This window comes from Sulfitobacter sp. OXR-159 (genome assembly GCF_034377145.1).
GTDB lineage: Bacteria > Pseudomonadota > Alphaproteobacteria > Rhodobacterales > Rhodobacteraceae > Sulfitobacter.
Map to the genome: position 1 here is coordinate 25,357 of NZ_CP139712.1, position 16,569 is coordinate 41,925.

Genomic DNA, 16,569 nt, shown 5'->3' on the forward strand with positions numbered 1-16,569 from the left:
AGCGGAGAGTTGGAGGGGGAGTTCATGGGGGATGTCCTTCTGCGGTTGAGAGCAGAGGCATCATGATTATCCAAAGTGGAAACCCGAAAATGAATCAGCAGAACAACAGGTTGAAATCCCGAACTCCGCATAACGGTGACGCGGCATATTATGTTCTGGGCTACCTCGAACAGGCCTTCCCGATCCATGCGCAAAAGCTGGTCGAGATCGACGGCAACATGGTGGCCGAGCCGTTGCGCGATGAGACTGGCGCGCTGGTCGTCTCGCGCGAGGCGCTCGCTTTGCGTGACGCGGCCATGATGGAGTTGATGACGCTGGCGCCGATCCCCTCGGCCCTCGATCAAATCCTCTGGGCCTTTGGCGACGAGGCTGTCGCGGAGGTCACGGGCCGTTCGATCCGGCCACTCAAGGCCGAAGATGGCCATCTCTTCATCGAGAAGCGCGCCGCCAGCAGCAATTCCTCCGAGACCCAAGCCTTCATGGACGGCGAAAAGGATATCCTGATCTTCTCCGATGCGGGCGGCACGGGCCGATCTTACCATGCGGCCCAAACGGCGAAGAACCAGAAACGGCGGCGGCACTACCTGCTGGAGCCCGGCTGGCGCGCCGATGCGGCCATCCAGGGGCTCGGCCGCACGCATCGCTCTGCCCAGGTCAGCGCGCCCTTCTTCCGGGTCTGCACCTCGGATGTGCATGGTGAGAAACGCTTCACCTCAACTATAGCCAAACGCCTCGACCAGCTGGGGGCCTTGACGAAGGGTCAGCGCGAGACCGGCTCGCAGGGCATGTTCCGGGAGGAGGACAATCTCGAAAGTCCGATCGCGCGGGCGGCGCTGCGTGGGTATTTCGCCGATCTTGCCGCCGGGCGCGCTGAGGCGATGAGCTACGAGAACTTCACCGACTGGACCGCCCTGCGGCTGATCGACAAGGACGGTGTGCTTCTCGAGGAGCTTCCCCCGATCCAGCGGTTTCTGAACCGGGTGCTTGCCCTTCCCATCCACATGCAGAACGCGCTCTTTGCCGAGTTCATGCGCCGGATCGCTGATCAGACTGAACGGGCGCGCGCGGCGGGCACGCTCGATCTCGGCGTGGAAACCCTGCGCGGCGAAAGGATCGAGCAGGTCTCCACGGAGGATCTCTGGACCTGCCCGAAATCCGGCGCCGTGACGCGGATCATCGGACTTGAGGTGACGGACCCAGTGTATGTCCTGGGCGCCGAAGCGGCCATATCGCGCAATCCCGACAAGCTGCCGATGGTCAATCGCGCCTCCGGTCGCGCGGCGCTGATCTCGGCGCGCCCCATGCAGATGTACGATGAGGATATTGTCACGCTGATGCGCAAGGCGGTGCGGCCAAACGGGTCGAACTACTTGGAGGAGACGCGGTTCGTCTCTTCGGCCTGGGAAGACATCGGAAGGCCCGAGTTTGCAGGGCTTTGGGATGACGAGGCTGCGTCCCTGCCAAAAACCACCACGACCAAGCTCTACCTGCTGACCGGGCTGCTGCTGCCGATCTGGAAGGATATTCCGACTACGAATGAGCGCATCTACCGCGTCACGCCGGACGGGGCGACCGCCATGATCGGGCGCACGCTGAGCGAGGAAGGGGCAGCCGCGTTGCGCGCCCGCTTCCTCGTTTCCAACCCGCAAACACCGCAGGAGATGTTAACCGCCGCCCTCGGCACCACCGCGCCTGTCGATCTGGGCCGCGGTCTCACCCTGACCCGTCGCCGTGTCGCAGGCGAGATGCGCCTTGAGTTGTGCGGCGTAGACAGGGGCATGATTGAAGGTCTCAAGGCCATGGGCTGCTTTACTGAGATCATCGCCTTCCAGCTGCGGGTGTTCCTGCCGCATGGGGACGGGATCGACACGGGAAGCATTCTGGCCCGGATCGTGGGGCAGCGAGCCGCAAGAGCGGCAGAACAAGCCGCCTGAAAAGTCAAAGCGGGCTTCCGGTCGGGCGTCGCGGATCTGGATTTCACCGGTCTGCGCTTTCGGGGCGCGGGCAGACCAATGCCACGCTCAGCCCCCCAACTTCAGATGAGAGGACAGACCCATGACCAATCCCCAGATCGACTATGCCGCAATGGCGGCTCAGTGGCGCGCAGAGCGTGAAACCACCTTGAAGGCATCCCGCACGGAGCTGCTCGCGCAACTACGTGCGCTTGGCATCAGCGGGGTCACTGCCGAATACGAAGGCTATGGCGACTCCGGCAATGTCGAGGATGTGACGGTGCAGCCTGCAGAGGTCCAACTGCCTGAGCCGCTTGCCACAGAGGTTGGCGACTTCGCCTGGTCGCTCGCCTATCACCATCACCCGGGGTTCGAAAACAACGAGGGCGGCTATGGCACGCTGACCTGGGACATAGCACTAGACAGCATCATCCTCGATCACGCGGACCGCTATGTCGAATGCTCGCACAGCTATGACGAGGGGCTTTGAGATGGCCCATCCGCTTCATCATGCTGAAAGCTCTGCCCGGAAATTCGGCGGGGTGCCGTCTGACTATCAGTCTGTGCACGATTGGTTCGATGCCTCGAAAGAGCACCTCGCGCTCTTCACGCACCGCGCCATGCGTCACCATGCGCAAGGCCTGTTCGAGGCCGAACGGGTTTTTGGCCTGACACTGACCAATAGTGCGGGCCGCGACATCCCCGTGCGCTGGATCGGCGAGCAGCATATCCGTGAAGACTGCCAGGGCCGCATCCCGAGCATGGCGGACTGGCTGCGACGGATACAGCCTGAGCCATGGATGGCCAATGGCCACATCGACCGGCATTCCGGCGATGAGCCCTGCGGCGACCCAAGGGTTGCCTGGGCCTCCGAGGTCGCCGCCGGAAGAACGGTTCTTGGCCTGAAGGATTGGATGGCGGCGCGCGCGACGCAAGCCACGCAAGGTGCCTGACAGCTCTCGGCCGTTGGCCAAACAAATGCTGCATGGAAGCCCAGTTGGACGACCGGGCTTCTTGCGTCGTTTCCCCACCATTCTTCTTGAGGAGGTTCGCATGAAACTCGATGAAATCAAGGCGGCCGTTGATGCCGGCCAGACCTTGCATTGGGCGAATACCGGCTACGTTGTCCACAAGGACCGGCTCGGTCAGTACCTCATCACCTATGTGCCGAATGGTAGCTGCATCGGTCTGACCGACCGGGGCGGGCACCGGTTGAACGGAAAAGAAACGGAGTTCTTCGTCGCGCAATCGAAGGACGCCGCAGAAAATCCGGGCAACCAATCAAGACCAGACGGGCAGGGGAGGAGCGTAGCACCCGGAGGCGCGGGGGCATTCCCACTCGGACGGCAGCTTTGACCCGTGGGCGGGGCTGAAAGGAAAGCAGGCTTTCTGATTTGTGATCCCTCAAGGGGTCGAGAAAGCAATCCCGGATGCGTTGGCAAAAACGTCAGGCACCGGCCAATCCAAAAGGAACCATCCCATGTTCGCAGGAACCCTCACCCGCAATGTCGAGACCGAAGCCGCTCAGTACACCGGCATGATCCACTCGAGGCGCTTTGACATCGCCATCCAGTTGGAGGCGCGGGCCAAGATGTCTGAACGCAGCCCGGATTTTGACGTGACGGCAGTCAACAAATCAGGCCGCAAGGTGCGCATCGGCACGGCCTGGAACGAGACCGGCAATACCAGCGGCAACCCCTACATCTCGATGCAGATCGATGTCGGCTTGGGTCCGTTCCGGGTCAACGCGGTGCAGACGAAAGAGGCGCGCGCGGCCCAAAGCGGCGAATTTGAGATCATCCCGCTGGTCTCGAACGGCCTGATGAAATCCGGCTCGATCTCGGGCGAGCTCACCGCCATGGACGCCGACAACGCCTTCACCGGCTACATCGCCAACATGATGTTCGATCTGGAGTTCATGCTGATCGAGAACAGCTACAAATCCGAGGAGACCCACCCCGATTACCGGATCGAGGTCAGCTCGCCCCGGGGTAAACCAATCCGCGTCGGCTCGGCGTGGATGGCCAAAAGCAGCCGCACGGGCAATGACTACCTGTCGCTGCTGATCAACACGCCCGATGGCGACCTGCGCGTGAACGCCGTGCAGAACGAAGAACAGCGCGGTGGGCAGACCTTCTCGATCATCCCGTTCATCGACAGCAGTGAGCAGCCGCAGGACGCGGGTGCTGGGCTCTCGCTGGTCGCGTGATTAGCGTTTGAGACTGAACGAGCTAAACCGATAGGGGAGTCGTGGTGACACGGTTCCCCTTTTTCTGTGCTGACAGGGTGTAGATACGCACTTGAGTTTGTTGAGTACCGAACCGACCTACTGTGGTTCTCAGGATCATGCGCCGCCGTTGCCTCACGTCTAAAACGACCATCCGCCACAGTCACTCGGTTCCAACCTGGTTCACATCATACAATGAGGATAACAGCGGATTTTAACGTTGTCGTTGAAGGCTGCGGCGCAACGCACGGTTGCCCTCGTTTGGGTCATCCTCTCCAGGGTGTTTTCCCCCGCCCTTCCAGTCGTCCGACACGAGCCATTCCTCGAAATAGATCAGCCAGAGGTGGGTCCAGGGGATGATGGTGAGGTCCAAACGTTTGCTGGCGTCCCATTGTCCGGTCCCGGGCAGATAGAGACAGAGCCGATCCGGGTCATGGTAGATATGCGGCAGGTCGCGTTCACCGGCGAGCAACCTCAGGGCAGGATCTACGACACGAACATCCGGCGTCCCGTCCCTTTCGAGGACAAGGGTGACCTGGTACGTCCGGGAAAGCGGCGTAGGTTGTGCGTGAAAATGCCATTCCAACCGGCGCGGACCGAGCACCCCCTCGCCGGCTACTGTCTTGGACTTCCGCAGGAACAGGTACTGCTGGGGCAGTGTCAGCGGGTTTCTTGTGGTCGAGCCCGCCATCGCGCCTAGTCCCCGAAAAACTCGTTCTTGGGAACGGGCGTCGAAGCGGCCGATTGTTGGGTGGTGAGGCCAACACCCGCACCAAGCACGAGAGCGCCCGTCTTCCGCCCCTCGTTCAGCGCGTCCATCCGCCGGTTCATTGTTCGGGCAACAAGTTTGTCACCCAGGCTGTCCTTCATGGAGCCGACAATGGCGTCTAGGCCGACGAGGTCACGAAGGGACTCAAAATCCGCAAGCGCCTTGCTATGCCATTTGTAGAAGGCTTCGACCCGCGCGGGTTCTTCATTCCATCGCTCGGCAAAATTCTCGCCGTTGGTGGTCTCGTTCAAGACCGCGTAGATCTGGCGGCCATTTACCAGAGGCCGCTCGATGAAGACCGGCATCAGGCGGATCGTGTCGATCAGCACCTCGAGTTCGTCGGCGAAAACATGACGCCTGACACACATCTCGTAGGATCGCATGGCCAGGGTTGTGATGATGATCGAGATCGGCGCGATCTCCTCCTGAACATGCAGGAATTCCAGATCCCGGTGACGCTTCAGGAGCTGCACGGTCCGCCGCAGAATGCCCTTGACGGACTGACGTACCGGGAAAGGTTCTGTCGTCGCCGCATCGCGCTGTGCCGCGATGATCGACTGCGTCATCCTCGGGACCAGGGCCGCCCTTTCGTCGAATAGGGCTCGATAGGCCCGAGGATTTGTAGCATGCCAGTCCCGTAGCTTGCGATCGGGCACCAGCTCACCGCCGTTCATGCAGTTCGGATTGGCAATGGTCGGGGAGATGTCGAGGTGAAAGTCACCGGCGTAGTTCAGGCGCCAGCAGCGCTTCTTTTCTTCCAGGATCGACGCGTAATAGGCGTGTTCGCGCAGGCGCTGGCCGATCGCAGCCTTTAGGCGTGCCGGTGCGATTTCTGGGCCGAGGCCAAGGATAAAACTGATCAGGTCGACATCGAACTCGTCGCGTCCGATCGGTTTGATCGAGGTCCCTAGTGCGCCAGAGCCGTGCAGGTAGACATGGAGGGAAGCAAGCATCGGGTCGCTCGATCCGGCCAACCAATCCGCGACCGCCTCGTAGCTGGTTCGGGCTTTCTCGAACTGGGTTTGGGTCCATTCCAGCTCCTGGCAGATTTCTTCGAGGATCGTGAAGACCTGCGCCCGCCGCTGAATGGCGGTATCGGTGAGGGTGTGCGAGAAGATCTGGTTCATGCCGCGTTCCGTTCGAGTTGATGCATGGGCACGAACGGCTCGGCAGGTTGCTGGAAGAAGATGGGGGTCAGGGTGGGGCTCGCGTGCCGGGCGCTCGAAGCGCCAAGCCCCTTGAGCCTCTGGATCTTGGTGGTGTCGTCGAGGGAAAAGAAACCGTCCGGCACGCTCGGCGAGTACCGGTGAACAGCCGTCCGGTCATGCGGATCACCTGTCAGATGACGGGCAATGCCGAGCGCACCGCGAGACTGACCGTCCATGAGAAGGCTGAGAGCCTTCAACCCGAGGCCGGCTTTTCCGGGGGATTCAGGCAGCATGTAGACCTCGTCGACGCAGCCGAGGCTCAGGATGTGCAATTCCTGCGAAGACCAGCCGAGCATCGAAATCGCTTCGACGGTCGCGACGCCTACCGGATTGTTGCACCAAGTGCCGCCATCGAGAAGCCCGACATCATCCACCGTCTTGTGACGCGCGAAATAGGTTGGAGCGGCCGACGTCGCCATCGCGGCGTCGAGGGCCGGCTTCCGGTAATCCTTTGTGAGCCGCGGATGATGCGACGTCTTGTAGATGTAGACGCTGCGCTGGTCGGCATCCCAGGCCGGGATCAGCAGCCGGGTCTCCGCTTCGCCGATGAGCTTGTCGCCAAGGACGGCGTGGAGCTCGTCCCTAAGCGTCGATGCCTCGTGCTTCGGCTTGACCAAGTGACGGAAGGCCGCACGCGCATCCCGGGCCTTTTGCCCGAGCCAGCTCTTGTCTCCCGCTTGCCCGAAGATCGTCGGCCCGCGATTTTCGTAGAGTTCGAGGAGGGTCTTGGCCTTGATGCCGAGGGCTAGGCCGATCGCGAGAATACCCCCGGTTGACGTTCCCGCAATCAGGTCAAAGTAGCGGCCAATCGGTTCGTCCAGGTCTTCTTCCAAACCCGCCAGAAAGGCCGCCGGTTGGGTGCCTTTGATGCCGCCACCATCGATGCTTAGGATACGTCTCATGATGCACCTCGCTCTTCGAGGGTTGGCTCAGCCAGCCCACCATCAGGCAGTACGACGATGCTCTGAAACCTTGGTGTCAGCTCGCCCGTAAACGGTATCTTCATGGCTGCTTTCTCGTTTCTTTGCCTGTTGAGCGTTTCTTGGCGTGACTTGAAGGTTTACAAATTTGCCTTCCGTTTGGCCTCATGTTACAAAATAGGGACAAAAGGCCGCGCTTTAAAGCGTTGTAGTTTACAAAAAATCAATCATATGGGTGAAATGTAAACCACCCACTGGGAGGACGCTATGATTGGCAAGAGACTCAGAGGAGCCCGGGCGGCATCTGGCCTTTCGCTCCGTGCACTTTCCGATGCCATGGAGAACAAGGTGTCCGCTCAAGCCATAGGCAAGTACGAGCGCAATGAAGACATGCCCGGATCGGGCGTGCTGCTGAGTCTTGCCCGAGCACTCGAGGTCTCTGTGGATTTCCTACTGAGCGATGACGAGCTTGAGTTGGAGGGCGTAGAGTTTCGCAAGTCAGCCAGCTCGTCGGCCAAGGAGATCGCGACGATCGAAGCCAAGACGCTCAATATGGTTGAAAAGTACCTGGCTGTCGAAAGCTTGCTGAATCTTTCGAGCCAGGAGTGGGATGCCCCGCACGAAGCGCCCTACTGGGTGACCGATGTTCGTGATGCCGAGGACGCGGCTCGAAACATGCGTGCCTCTTGGCAGCTTGGTCATGACCCGATTCCAATGCTTGCCGAACTCCTCGAGGAGCACGGGATCAAGGTGTTGTCTCTGGACGTTGATCGGATCGATGGCCTTGCGGCCAAAGTCCGTCGAAAAGAGCATCACTCCGCGCGGGTGATCATGATCAAGAAGAAGACCTGGTCTGAACGGAAGCGCTTCAGTTTAGCTCACGAACTGGGCCACATGGTTCTTAAGGTCGCCGAAGGGTGCGATTCAGAACGCGCCGCAAATCGATTTGCTGGTGCGTTCCTCGTTCCGGCAGAAGTGCTACGGCAGGAGATTGGTGCCCGCAGAACGGACATAAGCATTGGTGAGCTCATTAGTCTGAAGGATCGGTTTGGCGTCAGCATTCAAGCGCTGACGTATCGATGCAAGGATTTGGAGATCATCAACCAGGCAACATTTGCGCGCCTTTTCAAGGTCTATAAGCAACGAGGTTGGCGGGATGAGCCGTTCGAGGAGCCGAATTCCATTCCTTGGGAACGAGAAGAACCGGACCGCTTTCAAAGGTTGTGCTTTCGTGCCCTCTCCGAGGGGTTGATTGGGTTGTCTCGTGCGGCTGAGCTTCTCGAAATACGAGTAAAAGAACTGGAAGAACGTTTGGACCACATGGCATAGTCGCTGTGTGCAAGTTCTTGTTTCTGATACCTCCGTCCTGATCGACATCGAGAGAGCCTCGCTGACAGCGAGGCTCTTTGACCTCCCCTATGATTTTGTTGTTCCAGATATTCTTTATGAAGCGGCTTCTTTTAGGGGAAGATCAACGCTTCTTCTTGCCCGGAGCAATGCTAGCTGGCGCGCTGATCCTTTCGGCCACATCTGTGCTCTCGAAGGCCTTGTTCGGCGCTGTCCTGCCCATTGGCAATGTCACGGCATTGGTGGGCGCTCCCTTCTTTGCCGCTCTTATTCTGACCAAGGGGCGCAAAGCATGGTGACGCTGCAACTTGAAAACCTCGTTGCGCGCTATGGTCGGCATGAGGTCCTCAGCAAGGCAACAACACCGCCAATTCGAGGAGGCAGTGACGGCTCTTGTGAGGGCAAATGCGGCTGGTAAGTCCACGCTGTTTCGGCGCATCGCAGGACAGATGCGGGGGGCAGGGACTGTGCGCTTCAGCGATGCAGCCACGGAGGACTTGCGCTACATGCCGCAGGATACGGGGATGAATGCAGCGCTGACGGTCTACGAATCCATCATACTCGCGCTGAAGCGCGGTGGGAGCGGTTGACGCCTTTCTACTTCCGAGCTAACGGCCGTGAACGACGTATTGGCCAGATTGGGCATCACCGCTCTTGCTGAGCGGCAATTGCCGGAACTGTCAGGCGGGCAACGTGAGGTCGTATCGATCGCACAGTCGCTGGTGACGCGGCCGCGGGTTGTCCTCATGGACGAGCCCACCTCCGCGCTCGACCTTTGCCTCCAATACGAGGTATCGGAGGCTTTGCAATCCTATGCTGCTGAAAGCGGAGCTGTGATGATCCTCGCTTGGCATGACCTAAATCAGGTGAATACAGAATGCTCGGTCATCATTTTACCTCATAATGATCTCAAGCTGGCGGAAATTGCTGTTGAGCGGTTTCTCCGCGTTCCAGTGTCATGCCCGCAGTTTGCTGTGAAATCGGCCAACTACAGCAGCTAGGTCTCTTTTCGATCCACCCGGATCAACAACAATGGTTCCGGAATGGACCAACAGAAGCACGCCGCGAATGGCGAGTTCTGTCAAGAACCAGTTCACGTCACGTTCTGACAATCCCAAGCATTCTGGTGCCGTCACAACGACCTTATCCCCTTGATTTAGCGACAGCAGCAGTTGCTCTCGTTGGATGAGATGCTTTCGAGGACGCGTAGTTTGCCCTTCAAACTGGTCACACCAAACCTGTTCAATTACCCCATGCAGCGAAATTTCTTGTCGCTGCCGTTTGGCGGACGGCCTACCTTGGGCGGAAAGGATATATCCCCACGTAGCGCCGGATTTCGAAAACTTTGGGTCCATTTAAGGTCTTCCTCCTCTTAATCGTTCTTAGAAGCGGGAGGACTAGATCACGATCCAGCTTGCCGATTGATTGCCTCCGGCTAGGCTCACCCCTCTCCGCGGAACCATCTTCTTATCTGACCTAGTAGGCCAGATTCACAGAGCCAAACGCGACTATGCGCCGGCTTCGAACCTCGTGAGATTGAGGTCTCGGCCCTAGCTTGCTTGTCTCTTGCAGACGCTACTGAAGCAGGACGTGCATCCGTTTCAGATCGCTTTCGCTCAGCTTGCCTTCGCCGACAAGGGCAATCATCTCGTCATGATCAGCCAGTGTCTTGGTTAACATGGTTTTTCTCGTCTTCTTCCGGCCTGCCGTGACCGTAAAGGTCGGCGTTCTCATGGGCTCGGTCTTCGTGCTCAAATTCCAAACTCGAATGACCGATGCTAAAATCGTCCTTCAGCCGGTCCTTGATTGCCGTCTTGATATTTTCGATTTAACGCCAGCCGTCCGCTGTCAGCACGATGTGGCAGTCCAAAGCCGCCTTGTGCTCCTGCATCTGCCACAGATGGGCGGGTCGATCATGCGCATGCCACCCTCGTAGATCAGGTAGAAGCCGAGCAGGATAAGGGTCGTGTAGTTGATGAGCGCTGCGACAATTTCTATCCGCCCATAGCCGAAGGTCATGCGCGCGTCCGCAGGCCGCCGCGCGATTTTCCGAGCGGCAAAGGTGATCACCAACGATGCCATATCCGAGAAATTGTGCAGAGCATCCGCGATCAGTGCGAGGCTGCCGGATAGGATGCCGCCGACAATCTGCGCGACGGTCAGAAGACCGTTGGCCCAGATGGAGATGGAGACTCGACGGTCGCCGGACTCGAGGTCGATATGGGCGTGATCGTGGGCCATCAGGCAACTTCCTATCTGTTCGGCAGATCAAAACGCGGTCAAGCGCCGCGTTTTGACTTCCTTTCAACATGTGCAGCCAGACCGGACTTATTCGCAACAGGTTCGGTCACTCGGGATCCCATGTGCCATTGGGTCAGCAGCAGCCAGAACTCTTCTCTGGCTGCGACACTTCCTGTACCAATTCGGCTGTTTCCGCGCCGTCGGCTTCCCGTGCCACGTCCGCTTGAGCCACGATCCCACAGCATTTGCCGCTTTCGTCTGTAACCACGCTGCGGCGCACCTGTTTTTCTTCCATCTTGCTGCAACAGCTTTTAACGTCCTCATCAGGTGAGACTGTCAGGAGGTCATCCGACATGACGTCAGAAACCGGCGTGTCGGCTGCCTTTCCCTCTGCGACGGCACCACAGCAGATGTCGCGGTCCGTAATGATGCCGACCGGCTCACCGGCGTCATTGATCACGGGAATCGCGCCGACCGACTTTTCATCCATCAGCTTTGCGGCCTCCTGAATCGTAGTGTCGGTACTACAACATGTTGGATTGCTGGTCATGATTTCGTGAACTTGCATGATCTTACTCCTTGTTTTGGTTACTAGGGTGGAAACCGAAAGACGGGTGTTCAAGTTCCTTTCAGCGCGCTGAGTGGCGAGTTTTCGCGCGAGCCGTGCAGCAGCCACAATTTGGATAATTCAGTACTTGGAGCGCTGGTTTCTCTTCGGTCCAGGTCGGAAAAGGTCGGCAAGGGACATCAGGTATCTCCTCGAATCGCTTCCAAGGAAATGTAGTTACTACAGTTACTGTAGCTTCAAGCCACAAGTCTGTCCGGGTAGACGCGGTTGGAAACCTTCCCGAACAAATCGTTAACCTAGCTGCCCCTAGTCAGGACCCCACTACAGCTCGGCTTCGTTCCGAGGATGGGTGTTACTGGCATGAGCACAGCGGTCCAGCAAAAACGACACTGGTGCCGCTCTGCTCAATAGGTGGCAACCCGATCTGCACTACGCGTTCGGCGTGAGATATTGACCAGTGCAAACTGGGTGGGCGTAGATCACGTTCGCGGGGTCACGCTTTCTTCTGCCGAATACAGGAACGCCGTCGAACCAGTTTTGACGTTCGGGTATAGATGGTTGATATGTGCCATGACCATGCGGACACACCCCGAACTCGCGCGCCCGCCGATGCTTCTTGGTTCGGGCGTCCCGTGAATGCGTAGATAGGTGTCTCGGTTGCCTTCAAAAAGGTAAAGCGCCCGCGAACCAAGAGGGTTTTCTGGGCCAGGGTCAACACCGTCGGCAACCGGGCCATAGAGCTCGGGATCGCGTGCGATCATGTTTTGGGTCGGCGTCCAGTTTGGCCATTCCACTTTTCGCTGGATCGTATACGTGCCGGGCTCGTACAGGTTACCACGGGCGATCGCCACACCGTAACGCATCGCAGTTCCCCCTTCTTCGATGTGATAGATGTAGCGCGCTACGGCATCGACGTGGACGTCTCCCGGAACAAGCCCGTCCTTAGCGTCCACCCGCTGGGGCAAAAAGCGCGGGTGCAGGCCCCACGGGTTTGACGTAGTTGGATCAAAAGCGGGAGGTGTGACCTGCGCGTCCCAGGCGGCCTTCTCCTCCTTGGTGGGCCGGGTGGCTGCCAGTAGCGGGCCAGCGATTGGAGTAGAAAACAGCGCACCGCTGGTCTGGAGAAAATGTCGTCTTGTCAGCATCATTCTTACTCCTTCAACGTTAGGTAGGCAAACTAAGCTTAAACAAGGCCACTCTGCCGTTCAGTAAGGAAAGCCTGAAGCAGTATGGCCTGTTTGACTCGAATGCCGTTCTTCGTCTGCGGCCCTAACTCCTAAAGCTACTGTAGGTTCAAGAGAAATATTGAGGTCGAACCGGGGCTTTCGTGTTCTTACTTAGACAAGAACAGACCAGTCCGCCAGCAATTCGGTCGTGGCCCGTCACCGCAGGACTATCCGGTATTCTGGGTGCGGGGCCGATGTTCGCCATTGGTTGAAAAAACCTTCGCGGTAACATCTCGACTGTGTCTCACGTCGAAAGAACTACATCTAAAGAACGACCAAACCGGAGCGATGTAACGACCTGGCCGAAGGCCACGACATCTTGAATCACGTCTCGCGATAGTTGTCACAAGCCTCAACCCCTTCTGCGACGACATCAAGAAGAGCATCTACATCGCTCAATAGCGTTGTGATACGTGAATTGCTGATACGGTAGCGAACAAACCGTCCATCTCGATCGCTGGCGACAAGCCCGCACTCCAGCAGGCATCGCAAATGATTGGAGATATTGGGCTGCGTTAGTCCCGTGTGCGCGACGAGCTCCTGAACGACGAACGGACTTTTTGCCAAGGCGTCCAGAATCGTCAAACGACTGGTATCTGCGAAGCCGCGAAGCAATTTCGCGCGCTGTTCAATAGTGGTGGTCTTGTCTTCCATAACGATTTGCGCCATATCATTTCTCGCTGATATATAGAATCTTCTATCCACTTTAGCAGGAAAGCCGCGATCATGGCCAACACAGACAACGAGATAGCAGATGCGCCATTGTTTCGATACCGGGTTTCCGGCATGGATTGCGCGAAGGATGCTGCACAGATCGAGCGGGCGGCACAGTCGGCCGGGGTAGCGCCCGGCGATGTGAAAGTGTCGGCCGCAACCCACATCATGACACTGGCTGCACCCGAAGGGCGCCTGCCGGACATCGAAAAGGCCGTTGCGGTGACCGGCTACGGCTTCGACCGGATCGAGGGCGATGGAGACATTCCGCCGAATCCCGCCCATCAGGACCCGGCCTACCGACGCGCGCTCTGGATCGTCGTGATCCTGAACGTGGGCTACGGTGTCGTTGAAATGATCGGCGGGTTCATCGCCGGGTCACAGGCCGTGAAGGCCGATGCGCTCGATTTCATCGGCGACGGCGCGATCACCTTCCTTGGCCTGCTGGCCATCGGCTGGAGCCTCGCCTGGCGGGCACGGTCGGCCTTGATCCAGGGCATCTTCCTCGGGCTCCTCGGTCTCGGCGTCCTCGGCACGACCATCGTCCGGGTCTTCGAACGGACGACGCCGGATGCGGGTCTCATGGGCCTGCTTGGCATGATTGCCCTTGTCGTCAACGTCATCTCCGTTCTGCCGCTGCTGCCGTTCCGCAAGGGCGACGCGAACATGCGGGCCGTCTGGCTTTTCTCTCGCAACGACGCCATCGGCAATGCGGCGGTTGTCGTTGCCGCCGGTCTTGTGGCCTGGCTGGGCAGCGCGTGGCCCGACCTTATCGTTGCCTTCGGTATCGCCGGGCTATTCCTGCACTCGTCCTGGGCGATCATTCGCGATGCGCGGGCCGATCTGAAGACGACTGCATGAACAGCCGCGTTCTAGGCGGAGTTTGCGCCATCTCGGCGTTCGCCCTCGATCAGGGCACCAAGGCGCTTGCCCTGAACACACCTGCGCTTGAGGGCGGCGTCGAGGTTCTACCCTTTCTCAATCTCGTGCGGGTTCTGAACGATGGAGTCAGCTTCGGTATGCTGGGCGGGATCGTGCCTTGGTGGGGTCTCATCGCGCTTGCTGGCGTGATCGTGTTATGGCTGCTGATCTGGTTGTGGCGCGCGCCGGACAGGCTGACGGCTGCCGCTCTCGGTCTGATCATCGGCGGCGCACTCGGCAATGTCCTCGACCGGCTGCGTTATCAGGCCGTCCCAGACTTTCTGGATTTCCATTACGGAACATACCACTGGCCGTCCTTCAATCTTGCGGATGTGGCGATTTTCTGCGGCGCGGCCCTACTGTTCTGGGACAGCTTCCGCTCTGCGACGGACAAGCCTGGTCAGGGTCAACGCAAGGAAAACACAACGGGGGTGTAACCCATGTTCGGCATACCATCTGCGAAAGGCTTTGACAGCACACTTGCCCTGCTGCGCAACCCATATGGGTTCATTTCGGAGACCTGCCGCGCACTCGACACAGACCTGTTCGAAACCCGCATCCTCCTTCAAGAGACGATCTGCATGACCGGCGCGGCGACGGCAGAAGCCTTCTATCGGGAAGACCGGCTGATCCGCGCAGGCTCGATGCCAGGCCGCATACAGAAGTCCCTGCTGGGAGAAGGCGGCGTTCAGGGATTGGACGGCGCTGCCCACCAGCACCGCAAGAAGATGTTCATGTCACTCATGGGGACCGAGCGGATCGCCGCGCTTGAGGGCACGTCGCTTCACATGTTGGACAACTATGCGCCGGACTGGGAGGCGAGGAACGAGGTCGTCCTCTATGACGAAGTGCGCGAAATGCTCACAAGAGCTGCCTGCGCCTGGGCCGGGGTGCCGCTTAATGAAGCTGAGGTGGCGACCCGAACGGCGCAGCTTACAGCGCTTTTTCAGGACGCCGGGGCCCTTGGCCCCAAACACTGGCGCGCGCGTCTGGCGCGCCACCGCCTGGAAAAATGGGCAGCACGGCTAATCCAACAGGTCCGCGATGGTGAGCTTCAGCCGACGCAGGAAAGTGCCCTTCATATCATCGCGACATGGCGCGATCTCGATGGGGAGTTGTTGACCCCCAGGGTGGCCGCCGTAGAGCTGTTGAATGTCCTGCGCCCGACCGTCGCGGTATCCGTGTTCATAGTTCAGGCGGCGCATGCTTTACATCGGCATCCCGAGTGGCGGCAAAAGCTGAAGGACGACGAGGGACAGCTCGAACCTTTCGTGCAAGAGGTCCGCCGTCTGTATCCGTTCTTTCCCGCGGTTGCGGCACGGGTGAAGAGCGATTTCGAGTGGCGCGGACATCGCTTTCCCAAAGGGTACAGGGTTCTGCTCGACCTCTACGGCACGAATACCGACGCTCGTTCGTGGGACGCGCCGCAAGAGTTCCGGCCCGAGCGGTTTCACGATCGGGAGGTCACTCCCTACGAGTTCATTCCGCAGGGCGGTGGCGATCACCACAGGAACCACCGTTGTCCGGGCGAGTGGATCGCGATCAGCCAGATGAAGGCGTTTTGCAGTTTCTTCGTGAACGCCATCGACTACGAAGTGCCGGATCAGGATCTGGATCTGGAAACCGGAGAACTGCCGCCCATGCCCAAATCTCGGTTCATCATGCGTAACGTCAGGCCTCGGCAGTAGCTTCGCCCTCGTCCGGATCGACCGACCGCGCATCCTTCGTGGCCTCGAACGCCTCCCATGCAACGTAGGGCACGATCAGAAGCGCCGCCACCGGGTCGGCCCACCACCAGCCCATCCATTGCGTCAGACCGATCCCGGCCAACACCACGATCGTCTGATACTGGCAGATCATGGTGTCCTTGGCATCGTACTTCAGGGCGGGCGCATCGAGCCGCTTGCCGTAGCGATACTTGCCCCAGGCGAGGAACGGGTTGGCCACGAGCGAAGCACCCAGAATCGCGATACCCCACCAGTTGAAGCCCGGCGCCTTCTGCGAAATGAAGGCGGAGACCGCCTCGTAGAGGATCGCCGCGACGACGATCCAGAAGGCACAGGCAACCACGTAGAGCGCGACCTTCTTGCGGTGCAGGACCGTGCGCTTGTCGGCACCGTCCACCTCACTCTTCAAGCGCCAGATCAGAGTCGCAGCCGAGGTGGCCTCGACCGTACTGTCGAGGCCCCAACTCACCAGCGCTGCGCTGCCGGTCAGAAGTCCCACGGTGACGGATACGACGACCTCGATGATGTTGTAGACGAGGCTGGCGATCTCGACCCGGATGCCGCGCGTCAGATTGGCCTGCCGGTTATCTTGATGACTGCTCATAACATCTCATCACCGCAAAATTTTCGGCGAAAGTTCGAGGCGAGAATTGGCTACCTTGCCATCAGTTGCGCCACGGATCGAAAGCCGAGATTGTCCTGTTTCCAAGCTTCCTCAGTAGAGGCGAGCTTGTCCCTCATACATGAAA

17 protein-coding genes and 3 pseudogenes are annotated in these 16,569 nt (G+C 59.1%); 11 read left to right on the plus strand and 9 right to left on the minus strand.

Translation table 11 applies throughout. The features are described from left to right. Window positions 1-149 precede the first annotated feature (149 nt). From T8A63_RS21570 to T8A63_RS21590, 5 genes and pseudogenes are all read left to right on the plus strand, one after another. Window positions 150-1,934, plus strand: a pseudogene (locus T8A63_RS21570) (strawberry notch C-terminal domain-containing protein); the annotation flags it as partial. Window positions 1,935-2,055: 121 nt separating this feature from the next. Continuing rightward, window positions 2,056-2,442 carry a DUF6878 family protein gene (locus T8A63_RS21575; RefSeq protein ID WP_037275579.1) on the plus strand — a complete coding sequence of 129 codons (387 nt, stop codon included), beginning with the start codon at window positions 2,056-2,058 and terminating at the stop codon, window positions 2,440-2,442. 1 nt (window position 2,443) lies between these two features. Continuing rightward, window positions 2,444-2,905: a DUF6915 family protein gene (locus T8A63_RS21580; protein WP_037275576.1), complete on the plus strand. Its 462-nt coding sequence runs from the start codon at window positions 2,444-2,446 to the stop codon at window positions 2,903-2,905. 100 nt (window positions 2,906-3,005) lie between these two features. Then, window positions 3,006-3,308: a hypothetical protein gene (locus T8A63_RS21585; protein WP_322346766.1), complete on the plus strand. Its 303-nt coding sequence runs from the start codon at window positions 3,006-3,008 to the stop codon at window positions 3,306-3,308. 124 nt (window positions 3,309-3,432) lie between these two features. Continuing rightward, window positions 3,433-4,161: a DUF736 family protein gene (locus T8A63_RS21590; RefSeq protein ID WP_322346767.1), complete on the plus strand. Its 729-nt coding sequence runs from the start codon at window positions 3,433-3,435 to the stop codon at window positions 4,159-4,161. Window positions 4,162-4,393: 232 nt separating this feature from the next. On the opposite strand, the gene T8A63_RS21595 is transcribed toward T8A63_RS21590, so the two are convergent. From T8A63_RS21595 to T8A63_RS21605, 3 genes are read right to left on the minus strand one after another with little or no spacing between them, the layout of a single operon-like run. Continuing rightward, window positions 4,394-4,870 carry a hypothetical protein gene (locus T8A63_RS21595; protein WP_292069321.1) on the minus strand — a complete coding sequence of 159 codons (477 nt, stop codon included), beginning with the start codon at window positions 4,868-4,870 and terminating at the stop codon, window positions 4,394-4,396. Window positions 4,871-4,875: 5 nt separating this feature from the next. Beyond that, complete coding sequence (locus T8A63_RS21600; RefSeq protein WP_322346770.1) at window positions 4,876-6,075, minus strand: nucleotidyltransferase; 1,200 nt, start codon at window positions 6,073-6,075, stop codon at window positions 4,876-4,878. Beyond that, entirely contained in the window at window positions 6,072-7,058 is a 987-nt protein-coding gene (locus tag T8A63_RS21605) for a CBASS cGAMP-activated phospholipase (protein ID WP_322346772.1), read from the minus strand. Before T8A63_RS21605 ends, T8A63_RS21600 begins: the two co-directional genes overlap by 4 nt. A gap of 285 nt (window positions 7,059-7,343) precedes the next feature. Here T8A63_RS21605 and T8A63_RS21610 point away from each other — a divergent pair, with 285 nt between their 5' ends. From T8A63_RS21610 to T8A63_RS21620, 3 genes and pseudogenes are all read left to right on the plus strand, one after another. Beyond that, window positions 7,344-8,405: an XRE family transcriptional regulator gene (locus tag T8A63_RS21610; protein ID WP_322346774.1), complete on the plus strand. Its 1,062-nt coding sequence runs from the start codon at window positions 7,344-7,346 to the stop codon at window positions 8,403-8,405. 122 nt (window positions 8,406-8,527) lie between these two features. Next, window positions 8,528-8,722 (plus strand): annotated as a pseudogene (locus T8A63_RS21615) (iron chelate uptake ABC transporter family permease subunit); the annotation flags it as partial. A gap of 318 nt (window positions 8,723-9,040) precedes the next feature. Then, a complete protein-coding gene (locus tag T8A63_RS21620) occupies window positions 9,041-9,424 on the plus strand; it encodes an ATP-binding cassette domain-containing protein (RefSeq protein ID WP_271694222.1) in 384 nt (127 codons plus the stop codon). 574 nt (window positions 9,425-9,998) lie between these two features. Here T8A63_RS21620 and T8A63_RS21625 read toward each other — a convergent pair. From T8A63_RS21625 to T8A63_RS21650, 5 genes and pseudogenes are all read right to left on the minus strand, one after another. Further along, window positions 9,999-10,157: a hypothetical protein gene (locus T8A63_RS21625; protein ID WP_201721941.1), complete on the minus strand. Its 159-nt coding sequence runs from the start codon at window positions 10,155-10,157 to the stop codon at window positions 9,999-10,001. Continuing rightward, window positions 10,081-10,664 (minus strand): annotated as a pseudogene (locus tag T8A63_RS21630) (cation diffusion facilitator family transporter). The gene T8A63_RS21625 and the pseudogene T8A63_RS21630 overlap by 77 nt, the downstream one beginning before the upstream one ends. 133 nt (window positions 10,665-10,797) lie before the next feature. Continuing rightward, entirely contained in the window at window positions 10,798-11,232 is a 435-nt protein-coding gene (locus T8A63_RS21635; protein WP_067631023.1) for a CBS domain-containing protein, read from the minus strand. A gap of 479 nt (window positions 11,233-11,711) precedes the next feature. Further along, on the minus strand, window positions 11,712-12,377 hold the full coding sequence (locus tag T8A63_RS21645; RefSeq protein WP_067264455.1) for a L,D-transpeptidase: 666 nt from the start codon (window positions 12,375-12,377) through the stop codon (window positions 11,712-11,714). Between the two features lie 405 nt (window positions 12,378-12,782). Continuing rightward, window positions 12,783-13,112: an ArsR/SmtB family transcription factor gene (locus tag T8A63_RS21650; RefSeq protein WP_236627323.1), complete on the minus strand. Its 330-nt coding sequence runs from the start codon at window positions 13,110-13,112 to the stop codon at window positions 12,783-12,785. Window positions 13,113-13,184: 72 nt separating this feature from the next. Here T8A63_RS21650 and T8A63_RS21655 point away from each other — a divergent pair, with 72 nt between their 5' ends. Genes T8A63_RS21655 through T8A63_RS21665 form a run of 3 tightly spaced genes read left to right on the plus strand, consistent with a single transcriptional unit; the run spans window position 13,185 to window position 15,781 of the window. Beyond that, the gene (locus T8A63_RS21655; protein WP_067631019.1) at window positions 13,185-14,033 is read left to right on the plus strand and encodes a cation transporter; all 849 of its coding nucleotides are present in this window, start codon (window positions 13,185-13,187) and stop codon (window positions 14,031-14,033) included. Further along, window positions 14,030-14,530, plus strand: coding sequence for a signal peptidase II (gene lspA, locus T8A63_RS21660; protein ID WP_067631017.1), 501 nt, complete (start codon window positions 14,030-14,032; stop codon window positions 14,528-14,530). The genes T8A63_RS21655 and lspA overlap by 4 nt, the downstream gene beginning before the upstream one ends. A 3-nt stretch (window positions 14,531-14,533) precedes the next feature. Continuing rightward, a complete protein-coding gene (locus T8A63_RS21665; protein WP_067631015.1) occupies window positions 14,534-15,781 on the plus strand; it encodes a cytochrome P450 in 1,248 nt (415 codons plus the stop codon). Here the strand turns inward: T8A63_RS21665 and T8A63_RS21670 are convergent. Beyond that, window positions 15,765-16,424, minus strand: a complete 660-nt coding sequence (locus tag T8A63_RS21670) for a cation diffusion facilitator family transporter (protein WP_082849320.1) — start codon at window positions 16,422-16,424, stop codon at window positions 15,765-15,767. The genes T8A63_RS21665 and T8A63_RS21670 overlap by 17 nt on opposite strands. Between the last annotated feature and the right edge of the window lie 145 nt (window positions 16,425-16,569).